Origin of the sequence: Catenulispora rubra, assembly GCF_015356825.1 — a bacterium.
GTDB classification, from domain to species: Bacteria; Actinomycetota; Actinomycetes; order Streptomycetales; family Catenulisporaceae; genus Catenulispora; species Catenulispora rubra.
In genome coordinates, this window is record NZ_JAACYW010000028.1 from 17050 (window position 1) to 38869 (window position 21820).

Annotated in this window: 15 protein-coding genes and 1 pseudogene; 13 read left to right on the forward strand and 3 right to left on the reverse strand. The window is 69.1% G+C overall.

Going from position 1 to position 21820, the window contains the following annotated elements:
• The first annotated feature begins 103 nt into the window (after positions 1-103).
• Positions 104-1342, forward strand: a complete 1239-nt coding sequence (locus GWK61_RS10890; RefSeq protein WP_194908039.1) for a tetratricopeptide repeat-containing glycosyltransferase — start codon at positions 104-106, stop codon at positions 1340-1342.
• Positions 1343-1524: 182 nt separating this feature from the next.
• On the forward strand, positions 1525-2835 hold the full coding sequence (locus tag GWK61_RS10895) for a hypothetical protein (protein ID WP_194908041.1): 1311 nt from the start codon (positions 1525-1527) through the stop codon (positions 2833-2835).
• Positions 2836-2899: 64 nt separating this feature from the next.
• Here the strand turns inward: GWK61_RS10895 and GWK61_RS10900 are convergent, their stop codons facing one another.
• A complete protein-coding gene (locus GWK61_RS10900; protein WP_194908045.1) occupies positions 2900-4411 on the reverse strand; it encodes an MDR family MFS transporter in 1512 nt (503 codons plus the stop codon).
• Positions 4412-4528: 117 nt separating this feature from the next.
• Between GWK61_RS10900 and GWK61_RS10905 the strand changes: the two genes are divergently transcribed.
• From GWK61_RS10905 to GWK61_RS10915, 3 genes and pseudogenes are all read left to right on the forward strand, one after another.
• Positions 4529-5197 carry a TetR/AcrR family transcriptional regulator gene (locus tag GWK61_RS10905; RefSeq protein ID WP_194908046.1) on the forward strand — a complete coding sequence of 223 codons (669 nt, stop codon included), beginning with the start codon at positions 4529-4531 and terminating at the stop codon, positions 5195-5197.
• Positions 5194-5413 (forward strand): annotated as a pseudogene (locus tag GWK61_RS10910) (FAD-dependent oxidoreductase); the annotation flags it as partial. The gene GWK61_RS10905 and the pseudogene GWK61_RS10910, both read left to right, overlap by 4 nt.
• A 103-nt stretch (positions 5414-5516) precedes the next feature.
• On the forward strand, positions 5517-6446 hold the full coding sequence (locus tag GWK61_RS10915; RefSeq protein ID WP_194908048.1) for a DUF6924 domain-containing protein: 930 nt from the start codon (positions 5517-5519) through the stop codon (positions 6444-6446).
• A gap of 53 nt (positions 6447-6499) precedes the next feature.
• Here the strand turns inward: GWK61_RS10915 and GWK61_RS10920 are convergent, their stop codons facing one another.
• Positions 6500-7222 carry a GntR family transcriptional regulator gene (locus GWK61_RS10920; protein WP_194908050.1) on the reverse strand — a complete coding sequence of 241 codons (723 nt, stop codon included), beginning with the start codon at positions 7220-7222 and terminating at the stop codon, positions 6500-6502.
• Between the two features lie 192 nt (positions 7223-7414).
• Here GWK61_RS10920 and GWK61_RS10925 point away from each other — a divergent pair, with 192 nt between their 5' ends.
• The 5 genes from GWK61_RS10925 to GWK61_RS10945 all read left to right on the forward strand — a co-directional run bounded on the left by GWK61_RS10925 (position 7415) and on the right by GWK61_RS10945 (position 17735).
• Positions 7415-8611, forward strand: coding sequence for a hypothetical protein (locus tag GWK61_RS10925; protein ID WP_194908052.1), 1197 nt, complete (start codon positions 7415-7417; stop codon positions 8609-8611).
• A gap of 727 nt (positions 8612-9338) precedes the next feature.
• Entirely contained in the window at positions 9339-10970 is a 1632-nt protein-coding gene (locus GWK61_RS10930; RefSeq protein ID WP_323747497.1) for a TIGR02677 family protein, read from the forward strand.
• Complete coding sequence (locus tag GWK61_RS10935) at positions 10967-12193, forward strand: TIGR02678 family protein (protein WP_194908054.1); 1227 nt, start codon at positions 10967-10969, stop codon at positions 12191-12193. The genes GWK61_RS10930 and GWK61_RS10935 overlap by 4 nt, the downstream gene beginning before the upstream one ends.
• 35 nt (positions 12194-12228) lie before the next feature.
• The gene (locus GWK61_RS10940) at positions 12229-16353 is read left to right on the forward strand and encodes a TIGR02680 family protein (RefSeq protein WP_323747498.1); all 4125 of its coding nucleotides are present in this window, start codon (positions 12229-12231) and stop codon (positions 16351-16353) included.
• Positions 16354-16358: 5 nt separating this feature from the next.
• On the forward strand, positions 16359-17735 hold the full coding sequence (locus tag GWK61_RS10945; RefSeq protein ID WP_194908056.1) for a TIGR02679 family protein: 1377 nt from the start codon (positions 16359-16361) through the stop codon (positions 17733-17735).
• A gap of 307 nt (positions 17736-18042) precedes the next feature.
• Here GWK61_RS10945 and GWK61_RS10950 read toward each other — a convergent pair whose 3' ends face one another.
• Positions 18043-18390 (reverse strand): hypothetical protein, encoded by a 348-nt coding sequence (locus tag GWK61_RS10950; protein WP_194908057.1) that lies wholly within the window; start codon positions 18388-18390, stop codon positions 18043-18045.
• A 327-nt stretch (positions 18391-18717) separates the two neighbouring features.
• Between GWK61_RS10950 and GWK61_RS10955 the strand changes: the two genes are divergently transcribed.
• The 3 genes from GWK61_RS10955 to GWK61_RS10965 all read left to right on the forward strand — a co-directional run bounded on the left by GWK61_RS10955 (position 18718) and on the right by GWK61_RS10965 (position 21802).
• Positions 18718-18900 carry a hypothetical protein gene (locus tag GWK61_RS10955; RefSeq protein ID WP_194908058.1) on the forward strand — a complete coding sequence of 61 codons (183 nt, stop codon included), beginning with the start codon at positions 18718-18720 and terminating at the stop codon, positions 18898-18900.
• A 55-nt stretch (positions 18901-18955) separates the two neighbouring features.
• Positions 18956-21055: an FxsB family cyclophane-forming radical SAM/SPASM peptide maturase gene (locus GWK61_RS10960; protein WP_323747502.1), complete on the forward strand. Its 2100-nt coding sequence runs from the start codon at positions 18956-18958 to the stop codon at positions 21053-21055.
• 90 nt (positions 21056-21145) lie between these two features.
• Positions 21146-21802, forward strand: coding sequence for a TIR-like protein FxsC (locus GWK61_RS10965; protein ID WP_194908061.1), 657 nt, complete (start codon positions 21146-21148; stop codon positions 21800-21802).
• Positions 21803-21820 lie beyond the last annotated feature (18 nt).

Here is a 21820-nt window from a genome sequence, read left to right on the forward strand (position 1 = left end):
GCCCCAGCACGCGGGGAGGCGTCGTCCTGCGCATTTCCCGGATGGCGGAGCGCTACGGTATGTGCGCGTAACGGACATACCGCCCGCCTGAAGGGATGCCGCCGTGAGCCAGCCGACACCCGCGCAGCTGCCGTCGATCCTGCCGGGGCCCAGGCCCGACGGCCTGGCCGGGGCGGCGACCCCCGAGGAACGGGGCCTGGCCGACACGGCGGCGGCGTTCCGCCTCACCCGGCGCGCGTCGATCTGCCTGTGCATGATCGTGAAGAACGAGGCCGCGGTCATCGAACGCTGCCTGGCCTCGGTGCGCGGGCTCGTCGACTACTGGGTCGTCTCGGACACCGGATCGACCGACGGCACCCGGGACCTGGTCCGCGCGGTGATGGCGGACGTCCCCGGCGAGCTGCACGAGGATCCGTGGCGCGACTTCGGCCACAACCGCTCGCTGAACCTCGAACACGCCCGGGGCAAGGCCGACTACCTGCTCCTGATCGACGCCGACATGGTCCTGCGCCTGCACGGCGAACTGCCGGAGCTGACCGCGGACTCGTACCTGATCCGGCACGGCGGCGACCAGGAGTACCGCAACAAGCGGCTGGTCCGCGGCGACCTGCCGTGGCGCTACGTCGGCTCCACCCACGAATACCTCACCGCCGACCGTGCCGACCACGCCGCCCACACCACCCGGGAACTCCACGAACTCCACGAACTCCACCTCGACGAGCTGGTGGTCGAGCACTTCGCCGACGGCGGCTCGCGCGCCGACAAGTACGAGCGCGACATCCGCCTGCTGTCCGCGGACCTCGAACGGGATCCGGGCAACACCCGCACGGTGTTCTACCTGGCGCAGACGCGGCGCGATCTCGGCGAGCGCGAGGCGGCGATCGCCTTGTACCGGCGGCGCGTGGAGATGGGCGGCTGGCCCGAGGAGCTCTACTTCTCGCTGTTGCAGATCGCGGAGCTGACCGCAGACGTGGGCGACTGGCCGCGCGCGATGGACGCCTTCGTCCAGGCCTGGGAGTACCGGCCGCAGCGGCTGGAGGCGCTGTACGAGCTCACCTCGCGGCTGAGGCTGCGGTCGCAGTATCAGGCTGCTTACTCGTTTGCGAGCGCCGGGATCGGCGAGCCGCAACCGGACGACGTGTTGTTCGTACGGCCATGGGTGTACCGGTGGGGGCTGCTGTTCGAGCTCTCCATCAGCGCGTACTGGGTCGACGACTTCCTCGGGTCGGTGCGGGCCTGCGACATGTTGCTGGAGATGCCGGACCTGCCGGAACCGCACCGGGAGCAGACGATCGCCAATCGCGAGATGTCGTTGCGGCGGCTCACCGAATCCCGTCGTTGATATGAGGAATGCGGTGCGCTTTCGTGGGCTGAGCGCGCCCTGAGCGCGGCCTGACCTCGGCAGATCGGCCGAGCGAGTGAGGAAGACGGCGATGCCGTTTCGGTCGAACACGTCCTCGGGCATCCAGAGGCCTGAGGCCAGTCGCCGATTTTCAGATTCACTCCGGAAAGGGCTACTCCAGCATGCCGCAAGACTCTCAGAGGTCGGTGGGGACGCTCCAGAAGTGCGTCATGGTGACCACCGGCCTGACGGTGCTCGCCGGTGCGACGCTGACCGTCGTCGGCGTCCAGCACGGCACGGCGCACGACCACCACACCCGTACGGAGGCCGCGGCGAGCACCGCGCCGCTCAGCGCCGCCGCGTTCTCGGCGCGGCCGGCGGCACGGGTCGCGGACCGGACGACGCTCAGCGCGGCCGTACACCCGGCACTGCACCAGGCGGCGGTCCGGCACCCGTACACGCCGAAGGCCGACGGGATGCCGCTGCCCTCCCCGCAGCCGCCGCACGTGTTCGTGCCCCGGCGGCACTTCGTGCACCACATGACGCACCAGCCGTGCCACCACAGGCCGCACGAGAAGTGCGAGTGCGTCGGGAAGCAGGGGCCTGCCGGTCCGCGCGGGCCGAAGGGAGCTCGCGGGCCGATGGGGCTGCGGGGTGCTGCTGGTCCGGCCGGTCCGGCTGGTGCGACCGGCGCGACGGGGATGAAGGGTGACCCCGGTGCTGGCGGCCCGGCCGGTGCTGCCGGCGCTACCGGTTCTGCTGGACCGGCTGGTCCTGCCGGCCCGGCTGGCCCCGCTGGCGCGACCGGTAACCCTGGACCGGCCGGTCCTGCGGGTGCTATTGGTCCCGCCGGCCCTGCGGGTGCTGTCGGTCCCGCCGGCCCCGCCGGTGGAGTTGGTCCCGCCGGTCCCGCCGGTCCCGCCGGTGCTGTCGGTCCCGCTGGCCCCGCCGGCCCTCAGGGTGTCCCCGGAACTCCGGGCACTGCCGGTCCCGCCGGCCCTGCCGGCGCTGTTGGCCCCGCCGGCCCCGCTGGCCCTGCCGGAGCAGCCGGAGCAGCCGGAGCAGCCGGAGCAGCCGGACCCGCTGGTCCAGCCGGCCCTGCCGGTCCGGCCGGCGCGACCGGCCCCGCCGGCCCGGACATCGACATCGCCTTCCACAGCGACGAGTTCGCCGAACAGGTCACCCTGAAGAACAACACCCTGAACTACCGCCAGATCGACAACAGCGTCCGCGGCGCCGCCCAGTCCCTGAGCACCGGAGCCCTCGCCTCCGGCTACCCGGGCACCACCGCCGACCCGGTCGTCGACGTCTCGGAAGCCATCCAGCACGACCACCTCTACGTCAACATCGTCACCGCCGGCGGCCACGCGGCCGAGCTCGTCTGCAAACTCAACGGATCCAGCGGCCTCGACCAGGGCGCCACCCCGACCGTCGCGTGCAACCGGGCCACCTCCGGGCCCGCCGTCTACTGGGTCACCATCCCGTTCCCGTAGACCGGACCGCGCAGCATCCGGCCCCGTCGCACCAGCGGCGGGGCCGTTTCACGTCTCAAACTCCTTACGCCTCCACAGACGCCGAGGCCAAGCGTTCCGCGGAAGCCTTCCCCGCATCCGCCTCAGGCGCCCGCTGCGCACCGGGCAGCCACAGCGACAGCAGCACCGCGACCGCGGAGAACCCCACCGACCACCAGAACGCCGAGTGGAACGCGTTCACCGGCGTCCGAGGATGCGCCGCGATCCCGCTCTGAAGGATCACCGCCAGCACCGCGGTCCCGAACGAGCCGCCGATCTGCTGCGCGGTCCTCGTCAGTACGCTGGAATGCGGGATCTGGTGCTTCTCCAGCCCGACGTACCCGGCGACCATCACCGGCATCGTCACGGCCCCGAGCCCGAACCCGCGCAGCACCATCCAGCCGGCGAGCTGCCATTCGGCCGTGTGCGGACCGGCCAGCGCGAACGGGACGGTCGCGACAGCCACGACGGCGAAGCCGCCCACCGCCAGGACGCGCGTGCCGAGCCGGTCGATGGCGCCGCCGGTGACGGTGCGCGACAGGATCGTGCCGATCCCCTGCGGCACCAACAGGATGCCCGCGGACAGCGCCGAGGCGCCGCGCACGTCCTGGTAGTACAGCGGCATCAGGAGCATCGCCCCGTACAGCGAGAAGCCGGAGAAGAACAACACCGCCGACGACGAGGCGACCGACCGCCTGGCGAGCAGCCGGATCTCGACGAGCGGACGGCTGGCGCGCAGCGCGTACCCGACGAACGCGGCGAGCAGCGCGCCGCCCTCGATGAGCGGGAGGATCACATCGGTCTGGCCGAAGCCGGAACCGGTGCCCGCGTTGGCCAGGCCCAGCAACACGATCGAGGTCCCGGGCGCGAGGAGCAGGAGCCCGGGCACATCCAGCTTCGCCTTGGTCCCGGCGGCCCCCGAACCCGGCGCGGGCGCGTCGTCGAGCTTCAGGTAGCGCCAGGCGAGGAACATGCCGACCACGCAGAACGGCACGTTCACCCAGAACATGTAGCGCCACGACAGGTGCGTCAGGATCGCGCCGCCGATCACCGGACCGAGGATCGGCCCGAGCAGCGCGGGCAGGGCGACGTAGGTGACGAGCCGCCCGAGCGACTTCCCGCCGGCCGACTGGAAGATCAGCGTCGTCATCAGCGGGAGCATGAGGCCGCCGCCGAGTCCCTGCACCACCCGCCAGCCGATCAGCGAGTCGACGTTCCACGCCAGGCTGGCCCCGACCGAGCCGACGAGGAACACGGCCAGGGAGAACATCCACACCCGCTTGCCGCCGAAGCGCTGAAGCCCCCATGTACTCAACGGCACCGCGATGCCGAGCGCCAGGAGATAGCCGGTCGCCACCCACTGGATGGTCGAGACCGAGGTGTCGAGCTTCGCCGAGAGCGTGTGCAGGGCGACGCTGACGATCGTGGTGTCGAAGATGACGGCCATCGCGCCGACGATGAGGATCAGCGCGGTCTTGACCGCCGCCGGATCCAGTTTCCCGTCCGCGTCCCCACCCTTGTCCCCGGGCTGCGTCGCCGTCCTTGCTGTCTCTGACATGGCTGTCCCCTCACTTCCGCTCCGCTTAAGAGACGGATACCTCTCTTAAGGAGAGTAGCCCGACCCGACAAGAAATGGAAGCGACTCTTATTTTCGTTCTTCGCTAAGCTGAGGACCGTGACCGACCAGGCGCACGCGACCGACCGGACGCACGAGACACACCAGCAGCCGCACCAGACACACCAGCCCCGCCAACGCCGCCGTGGCGAGGAACTCGAGGCCGCCATCCTGGACGCCGCGTGGCAGGAGCTGGTCGACGTCGGCTTCGCCCGCCTGACCATGGAGTCGATCGCGGCCCGCGCCAAGACCGGCGTCGCAGTCCTCTACCGCCGCTGGCCCAACAAGGACGACCTGGTCCTGGCCGCCATCCGGCACTACGGCGCCACGCACCCCGTCGACGTCCCCGACACCGGCACCCTGCGCGACGACATGATCGCCTTCCTCACCGGCATCGGCATCGCCCGGGTCGGCTTCGTCGCCATCGTCGGCGCCACCTTCGCAGGCCTGATGGCCAGCGCCGGCATGACCCCCGCCGACATCAGGGAGCGACTGATGTCGGACAACTCCCGCTGGTCCGAGCAGATCCTCACCCGCGCCGAAGAACGCGGCGAGATCGACCTGGCCACGATCCCCCCGGCAGTCCTGGCCATGCCCTTCGACCTGATGCGGCACGAGATGCTGATGACGTACAAGGCGATCCCGGTGGAACGCGTCACCGAGATCGTGGACGACCTGTTCATGCCGTTGGTCCGACTCAAGTCAGGGAAGAGCGAGCCGAGCGAGTGAGAGTTCTGATCATCGGCGGCGGCATCGCCGGCACGGCCGCCGCGCTGGCCCTGCACCAAGCAGGCTTCGAGCCCACCGTCTACGAGGCGCACCCCGACAACGGCGAGGACCTCGGCGCCTTCCTGACGTTGGCCAGCAACGGGATGCGCGCACTCGGGCAGATCGGCGCGGCGGCCCGCGGTCGCTGAGCTCGGCTTCCCGCTGACGCGCCTGCGGGGCAGCCCGGCTGACGTCGGAGAAGCATCTGTGTCAGAGCTATGCGACACAATCGCGTGGTTCTGCCAGAGCCCGACCTGCCCCGCTGAAATGGAGACGCCCCATGCCGTTCCCGATGCTTCCCGTCCCGGCGCCGGGCGAGGTGCTGCTCGTGAACACCTGCTACGAAGACGACGGCACTCCCCTGTGGGACGCGATCCTGCAGACCCTTGGCGGGCGCCGTGACGGAGACCTGCTCGTACTCGGCGACATCCGGCTGCGCCTGACCGAGAACCCCGGCTGGGACTACCTGCACGGCGGCGACTTCCCCGGCCTACTCCCTCCGGGATTCGACGCCCCGGTCATCGCGCAGGCGGACATCTCCGCGGTGTACGGCGGCGACAACCTGATGCTCATCGACCTGCGCGAGGTCCCGGGGCGCGGCGTGCGCGTCCCGACGGCGGAGCTCGGGCGCGTCCTTCCGGGGCTGTACGACGGCACGGTCAGCTTCGACGAGCTGATCCGCGGCATGGACCTGTGCGGCACGTACCTCGGCGACGCTGGCGAGCCGACGAATCCCACCCCGACCGGTGTGGTCCGGACCTCGTTCCCGCAGCTGCCCGTCTATCCGCTGACGCTGCTGGTGCGTACCGACTTCGAGAACCACGAGGGCTGGAACAGCCTGCTGTCCGCGCTCGGCGACCTCGACGAGGACAACGACACGCACGTCGACTTCGACGACACGGGATCGGCTGGCCTGGGCCTCACCGCCCGGGTCGTCGACGACCCCGCGTTCGAGTCGCTGCAGCCCGGCCAGGTGCCGGCTCTCGTCCCGACCGTGGGCAGAAACGACCAGCACACGACCATGGTCGCCCTCGCCGACGCGCAGACGCTCGGCGATCCGGTCCACCGGCTGCTCGTCGTCGACCTCTATGACACGCCCGGCCAGTCGATCCGCATCCCGCTGGCGGGTGCCGGATCGCTGGCCGTCAACCTGGAGATCGCGAACATGGACTTCTACGAGTTCGAGAACTACGAGGGCTGGAACGGCTGAGCCTGATCCGTCTTCCCGTGACGCAGACGCGGACGCGCACGCGCACGCGGACCTCAGCCGGGAGTGAACACCAAGTCGGAATCGATCCGATAGCGGTCCCCGCGGTACACCGCGCGCGTGTACTCGATGATCAGGTCCCGCGAGTCCCGGGTCGTCACGTCGAACAGCAGCGCCGGGCTGTAGGGCGGCACCTCCAAGTGCTCTGATTCGCGCTCATCGGTGACCGTGGCCTCGATCGACTGCGCGGCGCGCGCCATCGTGATGCTGTACCGGGAATGCAGCAGCTGGTAGAAGGAGCCGCGCTGGAAGTCATCACCGGTGATGCCGGGCACGTACTTGTCCGGGACGTGGATGCGCTCGATGGCCAGCGGGGCGCCGTTGACGATCCGCAGCCGCTCGACCTTCACCAGCAGCTCGCTCGGTGAGACGCCGAGCGCGCGGGCCAGCCGGGCGCCAGCGCTGGCCCGTTCGAAGCCGAGCGTGCGGCTCTCCCACACGCCTTCGGACAGCGGCACCCGGAACGAGTTCGCCACGCCAGCGGTCGGGGCCAGCGGCTGCGCGACCTTCGAGGGTGCGGTGAAGGTACCCCGGCCCGGGCGGCGGATCAGGACGCCCTCGTCGACGAGTTCGTCGACGGCGGCGCGCAACGTCGGCCGGGAAACGCCGAGGGTTTCGCAGAGCTCGTGCTCCGACGGCAGCGCGTCGCCGGCGCCGGTGGCGGCGGCCATCGTGAGGATCGCCTCGCGGGCGCGGGTTCGCTTGACGGCCGATCGCATTGACAAAGGGTAAGGCTTCGTCGCGTCCGGCGCCACGATCACCGACCATCACCTGGCGACCGTTGAGTCTGGTAAAGACTCTTGACTTGACCTTTTGTCAGCTTAAGAATGACCGGCGTGACATCAATGAAGAACAGAATCAGGAGACTGGGGCTCGCAGCCGCCACGGCAGCCGTCGCTCTCGGAACGGCGATGGCGACCACAGTCACAGCCACAGCCACGCCGGCGTCCAGCACGCCGACCAGCACCGCAAACGGTTACCTCTTCCTCGACCAGATGATGGACAAGTACGCCACGGGCAGCACGGCCCGGTTGGTGCAGAGCTTCGTCCCGGACTCGGCGATGGGCTCCTTCACCGACTCCGTCACCTACGACGACGCGCTCGTCATCGACGCCCTGCTGGCCCGCGGCACCGCCGACGACCTGGCCCGCGCGAAGGTGATCGGCAACGCCCTGCTGTACGTGCAGGCGAACGACAAGTCGAAGGACGGCCGCATCCGCGCCGCCTACGCGCCGACCCCGCTGACCTCGCCGAGCAAGGTCAGCGCCACCGACGACACCAGCGACGTCGGCAACATGGCCTGGGTCGGCCAGGCCCTGGTCCAGCTCTACGCCAGGACGGCGAACGCCTCCTACCTGACCGGTGCGACAAGCGTCGCGACCTGGATCCAGACCAACGCGTACGCCATCAACGGCCCCGGCGGATACACCGGCGGCTCCGACTCCAGCGGCAAGCTGACCTGGAAGTCGACCGAGCACAACCTCGACGTGTACGCGTTGTTCACGATGCTGGCGACCAAGACCGGCGACAGCACCTGGACCACGCGCGCGGCGCACGCCAAGTCGTTCGTCGCCGCGATGTGGGACGCCACGAACAGCAAGTACTGGGTCGGCACCAACCCCGACGGCACCAGCCTGAACAAGGGTTTCCTGCCCGAGGACGTCAATACATGGACATACCTCGCGTTCAAGGACCCCACCCGCGCCGCCTCGATCGACTGGGACGTCACCAACCTGGCAGCGACCGACGGCGCCTTCAGCGGCGTCAGCTTCGGCGCCTGCGACAAGTCCAAGGTCTGGTTCGAGGGCACCGCGCACCTCGCCGACGCACTGGCGATCCGCAACGCCAGCGGTGACGCGACGAAGGCCCAGAACTACCTGAACACGATCCAACTCGCGCAGACGACGGCGCCGCACAACAACGGACGGGGCATCGTCGCCGCCTCACACGACAAGCTGTCCGACTGCGACTCCGACTACTACTACGCGGCACCCCACACCGGCGCCACCTCGTGGTACCTGCTAGCAGCCACCGCGACCGACCCCTTCTACCTGCTGCCGTCGACCTCCATCGGCAACGACTTCACGCTAAGCGCGGGCCCAGCATAGGCAACGACCACCGCAGGCTCGGCCGCGAACACCACAGCAACCACCGCACTCACCTCCGGCACCGTGGAGCCGGTGACGCTGAGCACCTCAGGCTGCCAGTCGGCCCCGCCGTTACAGCACGACAGCGACCGGCGGGAGCCTCGCAGGTCTACGACTCCGACTGGAAAACAACCTCTGACCTGCACCTGAGCCGTCGCAACATGATATGCGGAGCTCATCTTGCAATACTTGCCGGCTGTGCCGATAAGCATCAGTTGCCTCGACTGACTGTTCTGAAAGTGGAGCTGCTCTCGCACTACTTGAACGTCGCCGACCTGCTGCTCCGCTAAATCTCGACCGCTGCGGTCACGAGCGCGCAGTACACCCGGCCGTGACTGTGGCTCGACGCTCGGTCACTGCTCTGGCCAGCCAGTGTTCCTGCAAACGCCTCTGCGGTTATCCACAGGCTCCCACGGCGGTCTTGCGGCCGATCGGGATGTCTCGCGACAGTTGATCTATGAAGCAGGTCATCGAGCGACAAGAGTCTGCCGCCGGCAACGGCGCTCCATGCTCTGTACGGCACCGCAACGCAGGAACGCCGTCTGCCGCCCGTCATCGATCGCACTCGCCGACCACCGGGGACCGTCCTGTGTTCACCGAGGCGGAGCTGGTCCGAAGTGAGCGGACAGCATGTCCTATTACCCCGTTTGGGTCAGAACGGATCCGTCACGATGTCACAATGGACCCCGTGAACGATGTGTGGACGCCGCAGCCGTTCGCCTACCTCGGCACGGCGAACGTCCGGCTCTACGCGGCGGTCCTCGGCGTGTTCGCGCTGGCCAAACAGCGATTCACCGTCCATCTACGGCCGGAGGACGTCCTGACGGACTGGCCCCGGGAATCCGATCGGACCGATGCCCCGGCCGACGGCGCCGTCGCCGGGCCCCTGCCCCTGCCCGATGCCGAATCACTCGTTCAGGCCCTCGACAAGCTCGTCGAGTGGGGCAATCTGCGCTCGGACGCCGACACCGGCCGGGTGAGCACGGTGGAGGATTTCAACCGCGCCCGGAAGATCTACCAGCTCACCCGGCACGGCCAGGCCGCTCTGGCCGCGATCGATCACTACGAGCAAGCGCTCGGCCAACGCGGACGGTTGCAGACGGTGGCCTTGGCCGACATCGCCGAGCAGTTGACCGCGCTCCTGGTCCACGCCGAAGGTCCGGAGCCGCCGGACCAGACCGGTGCCGGTCTCCTGCTGTTCGCGCTCACCGAGCGCTTCACAAGCTTGGCCGACAATGCCGAAGCTTTCATGTCTTCGCTGCGCAGGGCCGTCGATTTCACCGACGGCGACGAGGATGCGTTCTTGGCATACAAGGACCGGCTGATCGAGTACATCGACAAGTTCATCGCCGATCTGGCCAACCGCGGTGCGCAGATCGCGGGCCTGATCGAGCGGATCGAGACGGCGGGTATAGGCCGGATCCTGGATGCCGCGGCCCGCCGCGACGCAGTGGACACAGTCCCCGATCCCGACGTGGACACCGACACGCACGACAGCTACACGATGGCCGTCCACATCGCGACCCGCGACTGGGAGAACCGCTGGCGGGGACTTCGTGAGTGGTTCGTCAGCGCCGGGGCGCGACGTCCGTCACAGGCCCGGCTGCTGCGCAACGCCGCGGTCAGCGGTATCACGAACCTGGTGAGCACGGTGACCGCGCTCAACGAACGTCGCGGGGGACGTTCGGACCGGTCGGCCGACCTGCGTGCCCTGGCCCGGTTCTTCGCCCAGGTTCCGGACGATGCGGCGGCGCACCGATTGTGGCGAGTGGCGTTCGCCCTGGCGCCGGCCCGGCACCTGACCGTCGACGCCCAGACGGAGGAAGCCTGGGAAACCGCCGAATATCCGCCGGGAACCCCATGGGCCGACGCCGAACCGCTGCGGATCAGCCCCAGACTGCGCGAGACCGGCTCCTATGAGCGCCGAGGCTCCCCGAATCGCGCGATCGACCGGGACCTCGGTCGCCGCCGGCTGGCTGCCAGAGTCGAGCGTGAGGCGGCTGAGATCGCCGAGGCTCGCCGCCTGCTGGCCACGGACGGTCCGGTGTTGTTGTCGGAGTTGGCCGGCCCGGACGGCCTGGATCCCAGAGCGTTCCGGCTGTTCCTGTCGGTTCTCGGCGACGCGCTGGCCGCACGCCGTCCCGGAAGCACCACCACGACCGCCACCAGCGGCGACGGTTCGATGGAGATCCGTCTCAAGCTTGTGGACGCCGACCGGGTCGTCGTGGTCCGTACTGCTGACGGCGTCCTGTCCGGCCCGGAACATGTCGTGGAGATCGTCGACCTCACTGCGCGAGATCGGCGGGCCGCAGCGCGATGACCGGCCCGACACCGACGACCGCGACGGCACCGGCGCCGTTCCCCGACCACGACGTCGAACGCCGGAGAGCGGCCCGCGCCCTGCTGGCCCACCCGCTGCTGACCACGCGCGATGACGACTTCCGCCTGGTCCGCAAACACGCGGCCGAACTCGGGGGATGGTTCGCCGACCAGGCCGGCTGGCGGCTGACCGTGGACGCCGAGACGGCACGGCTGGTCAAGAAGCCGGCCGCGCTGGACGACGCGACCCGGCCGGCCCGCGCGCCGAAGACCAAGGTCCCGTTCACGCGCCGTCGTTACGTCTTGCTCTGCCTCGCCCTGGCCGTGTTGGAGCGTTCGGAATCGCAGACCACGCTCGGCCGCCTCGCCGAGGGTGTGCTGACCGGCGCCACCGACCCGGCGCTGGCGCAAGCCGGCATCACGTTCGGCATGGCTCGCCGCGAGGAGCGGGCGGACCTGGTCGCGGTCGTCAGACTCCTCCTGTCCTGGGGCGTACTGACCCGGGTGCAGGGCGACGAGGAAGCCTTCGTCGCCGACAGCGGCAACGACGTTCTCTACGACGTGGACCGCCGGGTCAGCGGCGGACTGCTCGCCACCTCGCGGGGCGCGTCCACGGTGACCGCGGATTCCTTCGAGGAGCGCCTGACCGCCCTGGCCGCCGAACCGCTGCCGGAGACAGAGGACCTGCGCCTGCGTTCCCTGCGCCACGCGATGACCCGCCGCCTGCTGGACGACCCGGTCGTCTACTACGCCGACCTGACCGAAGCCGAGCGTGCCTACCTGGTGAACCAGCGCGTCACCATCACCCGCCGCATCACCGAACTGACCGGGATGATCGCGGAGATGCGCGCCGAAGGCATCGCCATGGTCGACCCGGACGACACCCTCACCGACGTCCGGATGCCCGAGCAGGGCACCGACGGCCACGTCACACTGCTGATCGCGACCAAAATCGCCACCGACGGCACAGCGCCGACCCTGGCCGAACTCACCGGATTCGTCCGAGCACAGGCCAAGACACACGCCTCGTACTGGCGGAAGACCGCCACCGAACCGGCCGCCGCCGCGGATCTGGCCGAGCAGGCCGTCGCCAAGCTCGAAGCCCTGAACCTCGTCATGCGTCTGCCCGACGAACACAGCCGGACGCGGATCCACCCCCGGTCCGCGCTGATGCGCTTCGCCATGGCCGAACCCACGATCAAGAAGGCCGAAGACCACCCGTGACCGTCCCGACCGCGCTTGCTGCGCCTCGACTCCCCGTGCCAGGCCGTGATCGTTGGCAGCCCCTGCGCGCGGGCCTGATCGACGTGTTCTACTACGACGCCGAGGAGTTCCGGTTCCATGACGGCCGTCTGCTGCTGCGCGGCAACAACGGCACCGGCAAGTCCAAAGTCCTGGCGCTCACGCTGCCGTTCCTGCTGGACGGCGAGCTGACCCCGTCCCGTGTCGAACCCGACGGCGACCGCGCCAAGCGCATGGAGTGGAATCTCCTACTCGGCGACAAGCACCCCCACGACGAGCGCCTGGGCTATACGTGGTTGGAGTTCGGCCGGATCGGCGAGGACGGCGTCGCGCGGTACTGGACGATCGGCTGCGGCCTGAAAGCCGTCCGGGGCCGAGGCATCGCCGACCACTGGTTCTTCGTCACCGAGCACCGGATCGGACCGGATCTGCCGCTGCGCAACGAGCACCGGGTCTCCTATTCCCGCAAGAGGCTCGAAGAGAAGATCGGTGCGCATGCCGTGTTCACCACCGCGAAGGCCTATCGGCGCGCGGTCGACGAAGCGCTCTTCGGCCTGGGGACGGGGCGCTACGAGGCTCTCATCAACCTGCTGATCCAGTTGCGGCAGCCGCAACTGTCGAAGAAGCCGGACGAGAAGCTGCTTTCGAAAGCGCTCACAGAAGCGCTGCCGCCGCTGGCCGACGCTCTGATCGGTGAGATCGCCGAGGCCTTCCGCGGCCTGCAGGACGAACGCGACGCCTTGGCCGCGCTGACCGAGGCGCAACGCGCGGCCTCGGCGTTCCTGGTCCATTACCGCCGTTACGCACAAGTCGCGGCCAAGCGGACCGCTGCCGGAGTCCGGCAGGCGCACAGCAAATACGAACAGCTGGGACGCGACCTCGGGGCCATGACGGCCGCACGGGATCAGGCGCACGCCACCGTCACCGCCGCGGAGGCGGAACTGGTCAGCCTGGGTGAGCAGAAAACCCGGCTGAGCGCGCAGAAGGATGCTCTGAACCGCGACCCCGCGATGGACACGGCCCGTGAGATCGAACGGCTGGCACGCTCCGCCGCAACGCTGGCCGGCGTCGCCGGCAGCCGGGCCGACGACCGTGACCGGGCGGTACGCGACACCGGAACCTGGTCGGCGCGCGCCGAGCGGGCACGCGTCCGCGCCGACGCAGACACCGACGCAGTCGAGAATCTGCACCACAAAGCAGCAGCCGCAGCCGAGGCCGCCGGCGTCGCTCACACCGTTGTCCGTACCATGCAGCCGGCAGCCGGCAAGCCGGCGGACGACGTCTGGTCCGCGCAGCAGTCCGCCGACTCGCTGATCCGTAATCGGCACCAGGCGATCAGCGGTCTTCGTGAGCTGCACGGGACCGCGGAGGCCGCCGGCCGCGCCCTCGGCGCCGCGCGGGCGGCCGCCGAGGATGCCGCCGGCGAGGCGACCGCCGCGGCCGAACGCGCCTCGGACGCTGCCGACACCGTGATCGCGAAGGGCCGGTCACTGGTGGACGCGTGGGAGTCCTGGAGCGCCGGTTGCGCCGAGATCGTGCTGCCCGACCGAGAAGCGGCGCTATCCGAACTGGAGCTGTGGGTCACCACGGTCGATGGGCCCGATCCGGTGGCGCAGCGGGCTGAGGAGGCCGCCAGGCACCACGAGGCACGGCTGAACCGGCGCGTCGCAGACATCGACAGCCGCCGAAAGCAGGCAGAGCGGGAGCGGTCGGCGATCGTCGAGGAGGTCGAGCGCCTACGTCGGGGGCACCACGACGCTCCGCCGATCCCGCACACCCGCGACGCGGACACCCGCGTCGGCCGGCCCGGTGCGCCGCTGTGGAAGGTCGTGGACTTCCACGAGCACGTCGCCGACGCCGACCGGGCCGGCCTGGAAGCGGCGCTCGAGGCATCCGGGCTGCTGGACGCCTGGGTCGCCCCGGACGGCCGGCTCCTCGACGCCGTCGGCGACACCGTCGTGGCGCCGATCGGACCCGAGCCGGACGCCGGTCTCACCACGGTTCTGCGGCCGGCGATCGACGCGGCTGATTCGCAGGCCGCGGCGTTGTCCGAGTCAGCAGTCGCATCGGTCCTGGCCGGGATCGGAGCCGTCGCGGCCGGGGCGGCCGAGCCCGGCCGTCACACGTGGGTGAGCACGGACGGGCGGTTCCGTCTCGGTGCGCTGCGGGGCGCGTGGCACAAGGGATCGGCCGGCCACATCGGCGAGGGTGCCCGCGAAGCCGCGAGGCGGACCCGGCTGTCCGAGCTGGATCGGCGGATCGATCGGCTGACAGGCGAGATCAATGCTCTGATCGACGAGTCCGAAGCCGTCGTGCGGCGACTGGCCACTGTCGCCGGCGAACTGCGTACCCAACCGTCCGACGCCGAGTTGCACGAGGCTCACGTCCGCGCGGCGATGCACGCCGAGGCGGCCCGGATCGCCGCGCGGCGGCACGAGGAGGCACAGGCCGCGGTCGAACCAGCGGTCGAGGCCGCCGCTGAGGCCGTCTCATCCGTCCTCACCTTCGCCGAGGACACCGGACTGCCGCGCGAGGCGGCTGCCCTGGACGCCGTCGCCGACGCCCTGAACGACTATCGGAACATCCTGTCGGCCCTCTGGCCGGCGCTCACCGCCGCTTCCCGCTCTGCGGCGAACGCTTCCGAAGCCGAGACCGAGCACCGGTCGGCCGCCGCGCGCCTGGCCGATGCCGACGAGGCACAGGCCCGGGCCCGGCACGCCGCCGAAGCGGCGGCCGAGGAGCATCGGACACTCCTGGCGACGTCCGGCGCGGCGGTGGAAGAGCTCTATCGCAGGCTCGACGAGGTACGCGAGGCGCTCATCGCGGTGGAGTCCGCCGCGACGTCGCTCGGAGCCCGCCGTGAGCAGGCTCTCACCGAGCGCGAGCGCGCTGAGGGACGCCTTCAACAGCTTCAGGAGACCATCGCCGAAGCAACCGTGGTTCGCGACGAGGCGATCGCGACCCTGCGCCGCTTCATGACCACCGGCCTGCTCACGGCTGCCCTGCCGGAGCTCGAACACCCTGATCCGGCTGAGTCCTGGGTTCCGGCCCCGGCCGTGGCCCTGGCCCGCTCCGTGGACGCCGCCCTGTCAGCCCTGGACGACAGCGACGGCGCTTGGGAGCGCGTGCAGCAACGTGTCTCGCGTGAGCAGCAAGAACTGTCCGGTTCCCTGGCCCGTCACGGTCATCAGGTCGCGATGACGCTGTCGCAGGACGGCCTGATGGTCGTGGAGGTTCTCTTCGCCGGCCGGGTCCAGGATGTGCCGTCGTTGGCCGCCGCGTTGGACGCGGAGGTGGCTCAACGGGACCGGCTGCTGTCGGCCAAGGAACGGGAGCTGCTGGAGAACCACCTGGTCGGGGAGGTCGCCGGCGCCCTGCAGGAACTGATCACCGAGGCCGAGGGCATGGTCGCGGCCATGAACCGGGACCTGGAGTCCCGCCCCACCTCCACCGGCATGGCTCTACGGCTGGTATGGCGCGCCTCCAAAGGCGCGCCCGACGGATTGGAGGCAGTCCGGACCCGGCTGCTGCGCAAGGCGGTGGACGCCTGGAGCCCGGCCGACCGCGCGGTCGTCGGCGATTTCCTCCAGCGCCGCATCGCCGACGACCGCGCCGCCAATCCGGCCGACACCTGGCACGACCAACTGGCCCGTGCTTTCGACTACAGGACCTGGCACGTCTTCGCCATCCAGCGCCGCACCGACGGCGCCTGGACCTCGGCTGCCGGACCCGCCTCCGGCGGCGAGCGGGTCCTGGCCGCCTCGGTGCCGCTGTTCGCCGCGGCGTCCTCCCACTATTCGTCGGGGCACCCGCACGCCCCGCGCCTGATCGCCCTCGACGAGGCCTTCGCAGGAGTCGACGACGACTCCCGGGCCAAGTGCCTCGGCCTGCTCGCGGCCTTCGACCTCGACGTCGTCATGACCTCCGAACGCGAATGGGCCTGCTACCCCACCGTGCCGGGGATCGGCATCGCCCAGCTGGCCCGGCACGAGGGCGTCGACGCGGTCCTGGTCACTCCGTGGCGCTGGGACGGACACGATCGGATCCGGGAACAGCGCCCCGAACCGTACCTGCCACCCCAACGTGCCCGGGATACCGCCACACCGTCCGGCGAACCCGGCCCGACCTTGTTCGACGTCTGAGCCGCATGGCCGACGACCGGGTGGAGTCCGCCACCGTCGACACCGCGCGCCTGCACCGGCTGTTCGGAGCGCCGGAGCTGGAATGGCTGGTGAAACGGGTCGAGGAACGGATCGCCGGCGGGATTCCGGCGGCCGAGGGAAGCGCGACGCTGGCCGCACCCACGCCCGAACAGCGCCGCGCCATAGAACGGCTGCTCGGAAGGCCTCCCGGCCGCGGCAGGTCGCTGACAGTGCGGCTGTCTGACGTCGATTCGGTTCTGAAGGACTCCGGGATCTGCCCTTCCGGTCTGGCCGTCGCCGTCCAGGCGCTCCGCGGCCCGATCCCCGTCCGCCGAGATGTCGAGTCGGCCGCACAGACCGCCTGGGAATCCGCGCACGAACCGCTGGACCGTCTGGTGGACGCACGCCCCGAACTGGCCGCATGGCTGAATCGTGCCCGCGCCGCAGGCCTGCTCAAGAGGCAGGCCACCGACCCTTCGACCGGCACCGAACTCGCCCGGCGGACGGCACAGGTACTGGCCCTGCTGCCGCATCCCGGCATCGTGCGGCCGATCCTGGCAGCCCGCGCCGTCGGCGACGCGCACGCCCTGGACGACGGCCGCCCGCTCACCGCACTGGTGATGAGTGCGGTCCGATCACTGGCCGGCCTCGCGGTCGCGGACACGGCCGACGCCGAAGGCCGCCGCCACGCCTGGGCCACGGTCGGCGTCGCCACCGACGACCTCTCCTCCCGCGTCCTGGTGCTCAACATCCCACCCCCCGCCGAAGAGGGCTTCCTCACCCGGATCCTCACCCTCGCCGCCACCGCCGGCGAACCACTGGTACTGAGCCTGCGCCACCTCGCACACCTCACGGACGCGACGTCCACCGCCTCCACAAGCACCCATGACCTGCCGGGAACCGTCATCAACGTCTGCGAGAACCCAGCAGTGGTCTCAGCGGCCGCCACCGAGCTGGGCCCCGCCTGCCCGCCCCTGATCTGCCTGGAGGGCAGCCCCTCCGTGGCCGCGACCCGCATCCTCCGCTGGCTCATGCGACGCGGCGCCTCACTCCGCTACCACGGCGACTTCGACTGGGGAGGCACCCGCATCGCCGCAGGCATCTTCGCCCTGGCCGCCCGCACCGAAGCCACCGCCACCCCCTGGCGCTACGATCACGCGGCTTATCTCGCCGCAGTCGCCCAAGGACTCGGCACACCCCTCCAGTTCGCTGAGCCCCGTGACACCCCATGGGATCCAGAGCTGCGACACCACATCGCAACCCAAGCACTCCGTGTCGAAGAGGAACACGTCATCGAGACGCTACTGTCCGATCTTGCTGACCAGTCGGCCACACCAAGCGCCAAGCACATCGGCGTTGCTCGGGCGAATACGTCTGACTGACTGCGACGGGTGCCTACGTGTTCGCGGAATTGATCACGAAATGAGACGGGGTCTTCCGGATAGCCGGAAGACCCCGATTCATCCTGATGTGTGGAGCCAAGGGGTCCGGCAATATCCTGACTCATCTATGCCCTGACCTGGGTCGGATCGATCCGGCAGCATCGATCCATACACATGCCGCCACCGATGCACCACCGGCCACGGGACGGGATGCGACAGCTTGGACCCGAAAGCGCCAGTGGCTGTTTGCGGACCTCCGTCGCTCCCGGACCTGGCGGTGCAGGCTTTCAGAGCGTCACCGCGGCTGTCAGCTACCAAACAAAGGCCTGAATTCCTCCTCGAGGATCTCTGCGCACTCCTGATCATCAACGCTGAGCGCAGTCCGGCTGCGTCCCGCGAGAACAACGAGGTCAGCGCACGTATACGAACGCGCGTTAGCAAGTTCGACCAGCGCATGAAACTTGGCCTCGGCCGCTGCGTTGTCCGACTCCGCCGCGACACCTGCCGCAAGACTGCGGAGCTGCCGCCGCCACCCGATCGTGATCAAGTGACGCCACCAGCCGACAAGCTGCCCCGCGGCGTCGATACGCTCCTCCGCAACCTTGGTACGCAACAAGGTGAGCTGGCCGGCGAGGCGTTCCAGATCAGCTGGCATTACGCGCCCGTCTTATGGCCACCAGGGCAACTTGAGAACCAACGGCCAGGGTACGTGGGTGTCGTTGACGACAAGCACCGCGTCGTCCTCTCGGGCCCCTGCGGTTCCGTCAGGTCTTGATTGTGCGCGTAAGGCAGCCGCGGCGTCGCCGAGACAGCGCAGCTTGGCCGTCGCCCGCAACCAGCGGGGTTAATGAGACCACTGATATTCTCGGCACGCCGCAGACTCACGTGACGCACCGTACCGCACCGCTCTCACCTTGCCACCGTTCGAAATCGGCGCAATGCTTCCCAGAACGGAGCACCAACCGCAGCTCAGGGGGATCGCATGAAGACGTCCGACCGGCAGCCTCAGACCAGTGCGCTCGAGATGTTGGTCTCGAAGGTCGCCGACCTGAACGGGGTTCCGATGCGGCGGCTCCTCGCGGAGCGCACACCGGCGGAGCGGACGCTGGTACTGGACGGCGCCGTGAAGCAGGTACCGGTGGCAGCGTTCGACGCCATAATCTAAGCGTCAGGCTGACCTCGCCTTGAACGGTTCCGTGAGGCCGTTCTCGTTGTTCGTGGTGAAGATCCAGAGTCGGTGCAATCTCGCCTGCGCGTACTGCTACATGTACGAACACGCAGATCAAAGCTGGCGGACGCGGCCCGTCGCCATGAGCGACGAGATCGTCGCGAGCCTGGCCGCGCGCATCGGCGAGCACGCCGCCACGCACCGGCTCCCGGCGGTCGGGGTCGTCTTCCACGGCGGGGAGCCCCTGCTCGCCGGCGGTCCGCGCATACGATGGATCGCCGAGCGCATCCGTGCGGCACTGGCGCCGGCGACGCGGCTCGAACTGCACCTCCAGACCAACGGCGTGCTTCTCGCCGCCGCTCACGGCGAGGAGCTGTGCCAGACGCTCCTCGAAACCGGCATCAAGGTCGGCATCTCGCTGGACGGCGACCGTGACGCCAACGACCGACACCGCCGCCACCACAACGGGGCGAGCAGCTTTCAGGAAGTGGTGAGCGCGGTCCTCCGGCTCGGTTCCCCTCGATACCGGCGAGCCTTCTCAGGGCTCCTGTGCACGATCGATCCGAAGAATGACCCGGTGGAGAGCTACCAGGCGCTGTCCGGTCTGGATCCCCCACGCATCGATTATCTGTTGCCCCACGCGAACTGGGACGTGCCTCCTGCGCGGCCGGCAGGGACCGGCACGACACCCTATGCGGATTGGCTGATCGCGGTACACCGCCGTTGGTCGGCGGACGGGCAGCGGCTGCCCATCCGGGTGTTCGACTCGATCCGGTCGGCGCTGGTCGGCGGCGAGAGCCTCAAGGAAGCCCTCGGCACAGAACCCTGCGACCTCGCCGTAGTCGAGACCGATGGATCGATCGAACTCGCCGACTCTCTGAAGACCGCGTACGACGGCGCCCCGCGCACCGGCTTCCACATCCTGAAGCACTCGTTCGACGAAGCGGCCGCACATCCCGGGTTCACCCTTCGTGAGGCCGGCGCGGCAGGGCTCTGCCAGACCTGTCGACAATGTCCTGTCGTTGACGTCTGCGGCGGCGGACTGTACGCACACCGGTATAGCAAGGGCAACAGCTTTGACAACCCATCGGTGCACTGCGCCGATCTGTTGAAGATCATCACCTATATGAAGGAGACACCGTCTTCGGACTCGGGGAGAACCGGAACCGTCGCGGCCCATCAGATGTCGGGAGACTGTTTCGACGGCCTGGCCGCGGGGTTCGGCGACGTCGTCGCGGTCCGGCAACTGGCGGCCGCCCAACAGAGCATCAACCGCGGACTCCTCGACCGCGTGTTGACGGCGTCATGCGAACGCGGCGAATACTCCCGGCAGCCCTGGCAGGCCTTCGACGCCCTGCAACGCGATGATCCAGACGCGTACCGCAAAACCCTGCTAAACCCGTTCCTCCGGGTCTGGGCCTCGCGTTACCTCGACGCCACGCTCGGGCCGGCGGATCAGGAGTACCTGAGTTTGTCAATCTCCGATCATCCTCACCGTCCGCAGCTCACGGCCGACGGACTCACCGTCACGCTCGACAACGTCGACCCCTGCCTCGACTGCTATGGGAAACCGCTCATCGACCACCTGGATCCCGCGGCAGTCGCCGCCTGGCAACACATGTTTGCTGAAGCCTGGCGGCTCATCGTCACTGAGTACTTCGACTACGCGCCTGCCATCGGAGCAGGGCTGTCGACCATCGTTCCGCTCATGCCCCAACCCGGCGTGCAAACGAGCGCGACCGCACGCCAGGCATTCGGCGCGATCGCGATAGCGCTACCGGACACCGCAGATGACCTGGCCTTGTTGATCATCCATGAGTTCCAGCACGTCAAGGCTGGCGCCTTGATGGACATGTTCGACCTCTACGATCCGACATCGCCGCTGAGGTTCTCCGTTCCGTGGCGCCGGGACGAACGACCACCCGAGGCGGCGCTCCAGGGCCTGTACGCCCACGCCGCCGTCGCCGACGTCTGGCGGACTCGATGGCTGCGCGCCTCGAACACGGAGTCGGAACGGTCCAGGTCCGGAATGCGGTACGCGACGTGGCACCGGGCCGTCGCGCAGGTCGCCGACGCTCTCCAGGCGTCAGGGGTGTTGACAAGGCTGGGCGAACGACTCGTGACAGGCCTCGTCGAACGCGCTAATCAATAACCCCGACCGGTTTCACAGAATATTGCTTCACTCCTCACGAAGGGTACACTCCGCAGTGCGTCGGCCCGGCTGGTCGGAAGGAATCCACAAGTGGCAGAGGAAGAAAGGGAGCGCCTTGCCAAGGCTCCCTACTTTTTCCTGAGCTACGCACGGATGCCTCCGCACAACGACACCGGCACATCGCGCGGCGAGGCCGACAAGGACGTCATCGAGTTCTATCAGGACCTGTGCATAGCGATCCGCCACCTGGCGGTCGTCAAGCCGGGCGCGCAGGCCGGCTACCTGGACCGCGCGATGGGTACCGCGACCCAGTGGGAAGTCGCGGTCCAGGAGGCTCTGGCGACCTGCCGGACCTTCGTCGCGCTCTACAAGCCGGCCTACTTCGAGAGCAGCTGGTGCGGGCGGGAGTGGGCGGCGTTCGAACGTCGGCAGCAGCTGGCCCGGCAGGCGGGCTCGATCGCCTACGACGCGATCATCCCGGTGCTCTGGGCCGATGAGGGCAGCTTGCCCGATCCCCTGCCCAAGGCAGCGAAGCCGGTGCAGTATGAAGACGCGGGGCAGCCTTCGAGTTACCGGCTCCAAGGACTCTGGGAGTTGCGTTTCGGGATGTACGACCACGACTACAAGCGGACCACGATTGCGATTGCCCGCACCATACTCAGGATTGCCCGGTCGACGCAGATTCCTCCCTGCGACATCACGGAGTTCTCGCAAGATGACAATGCCTTCAGTTCGGTATCGGAATGACGTGAAGGGACAGAAGGG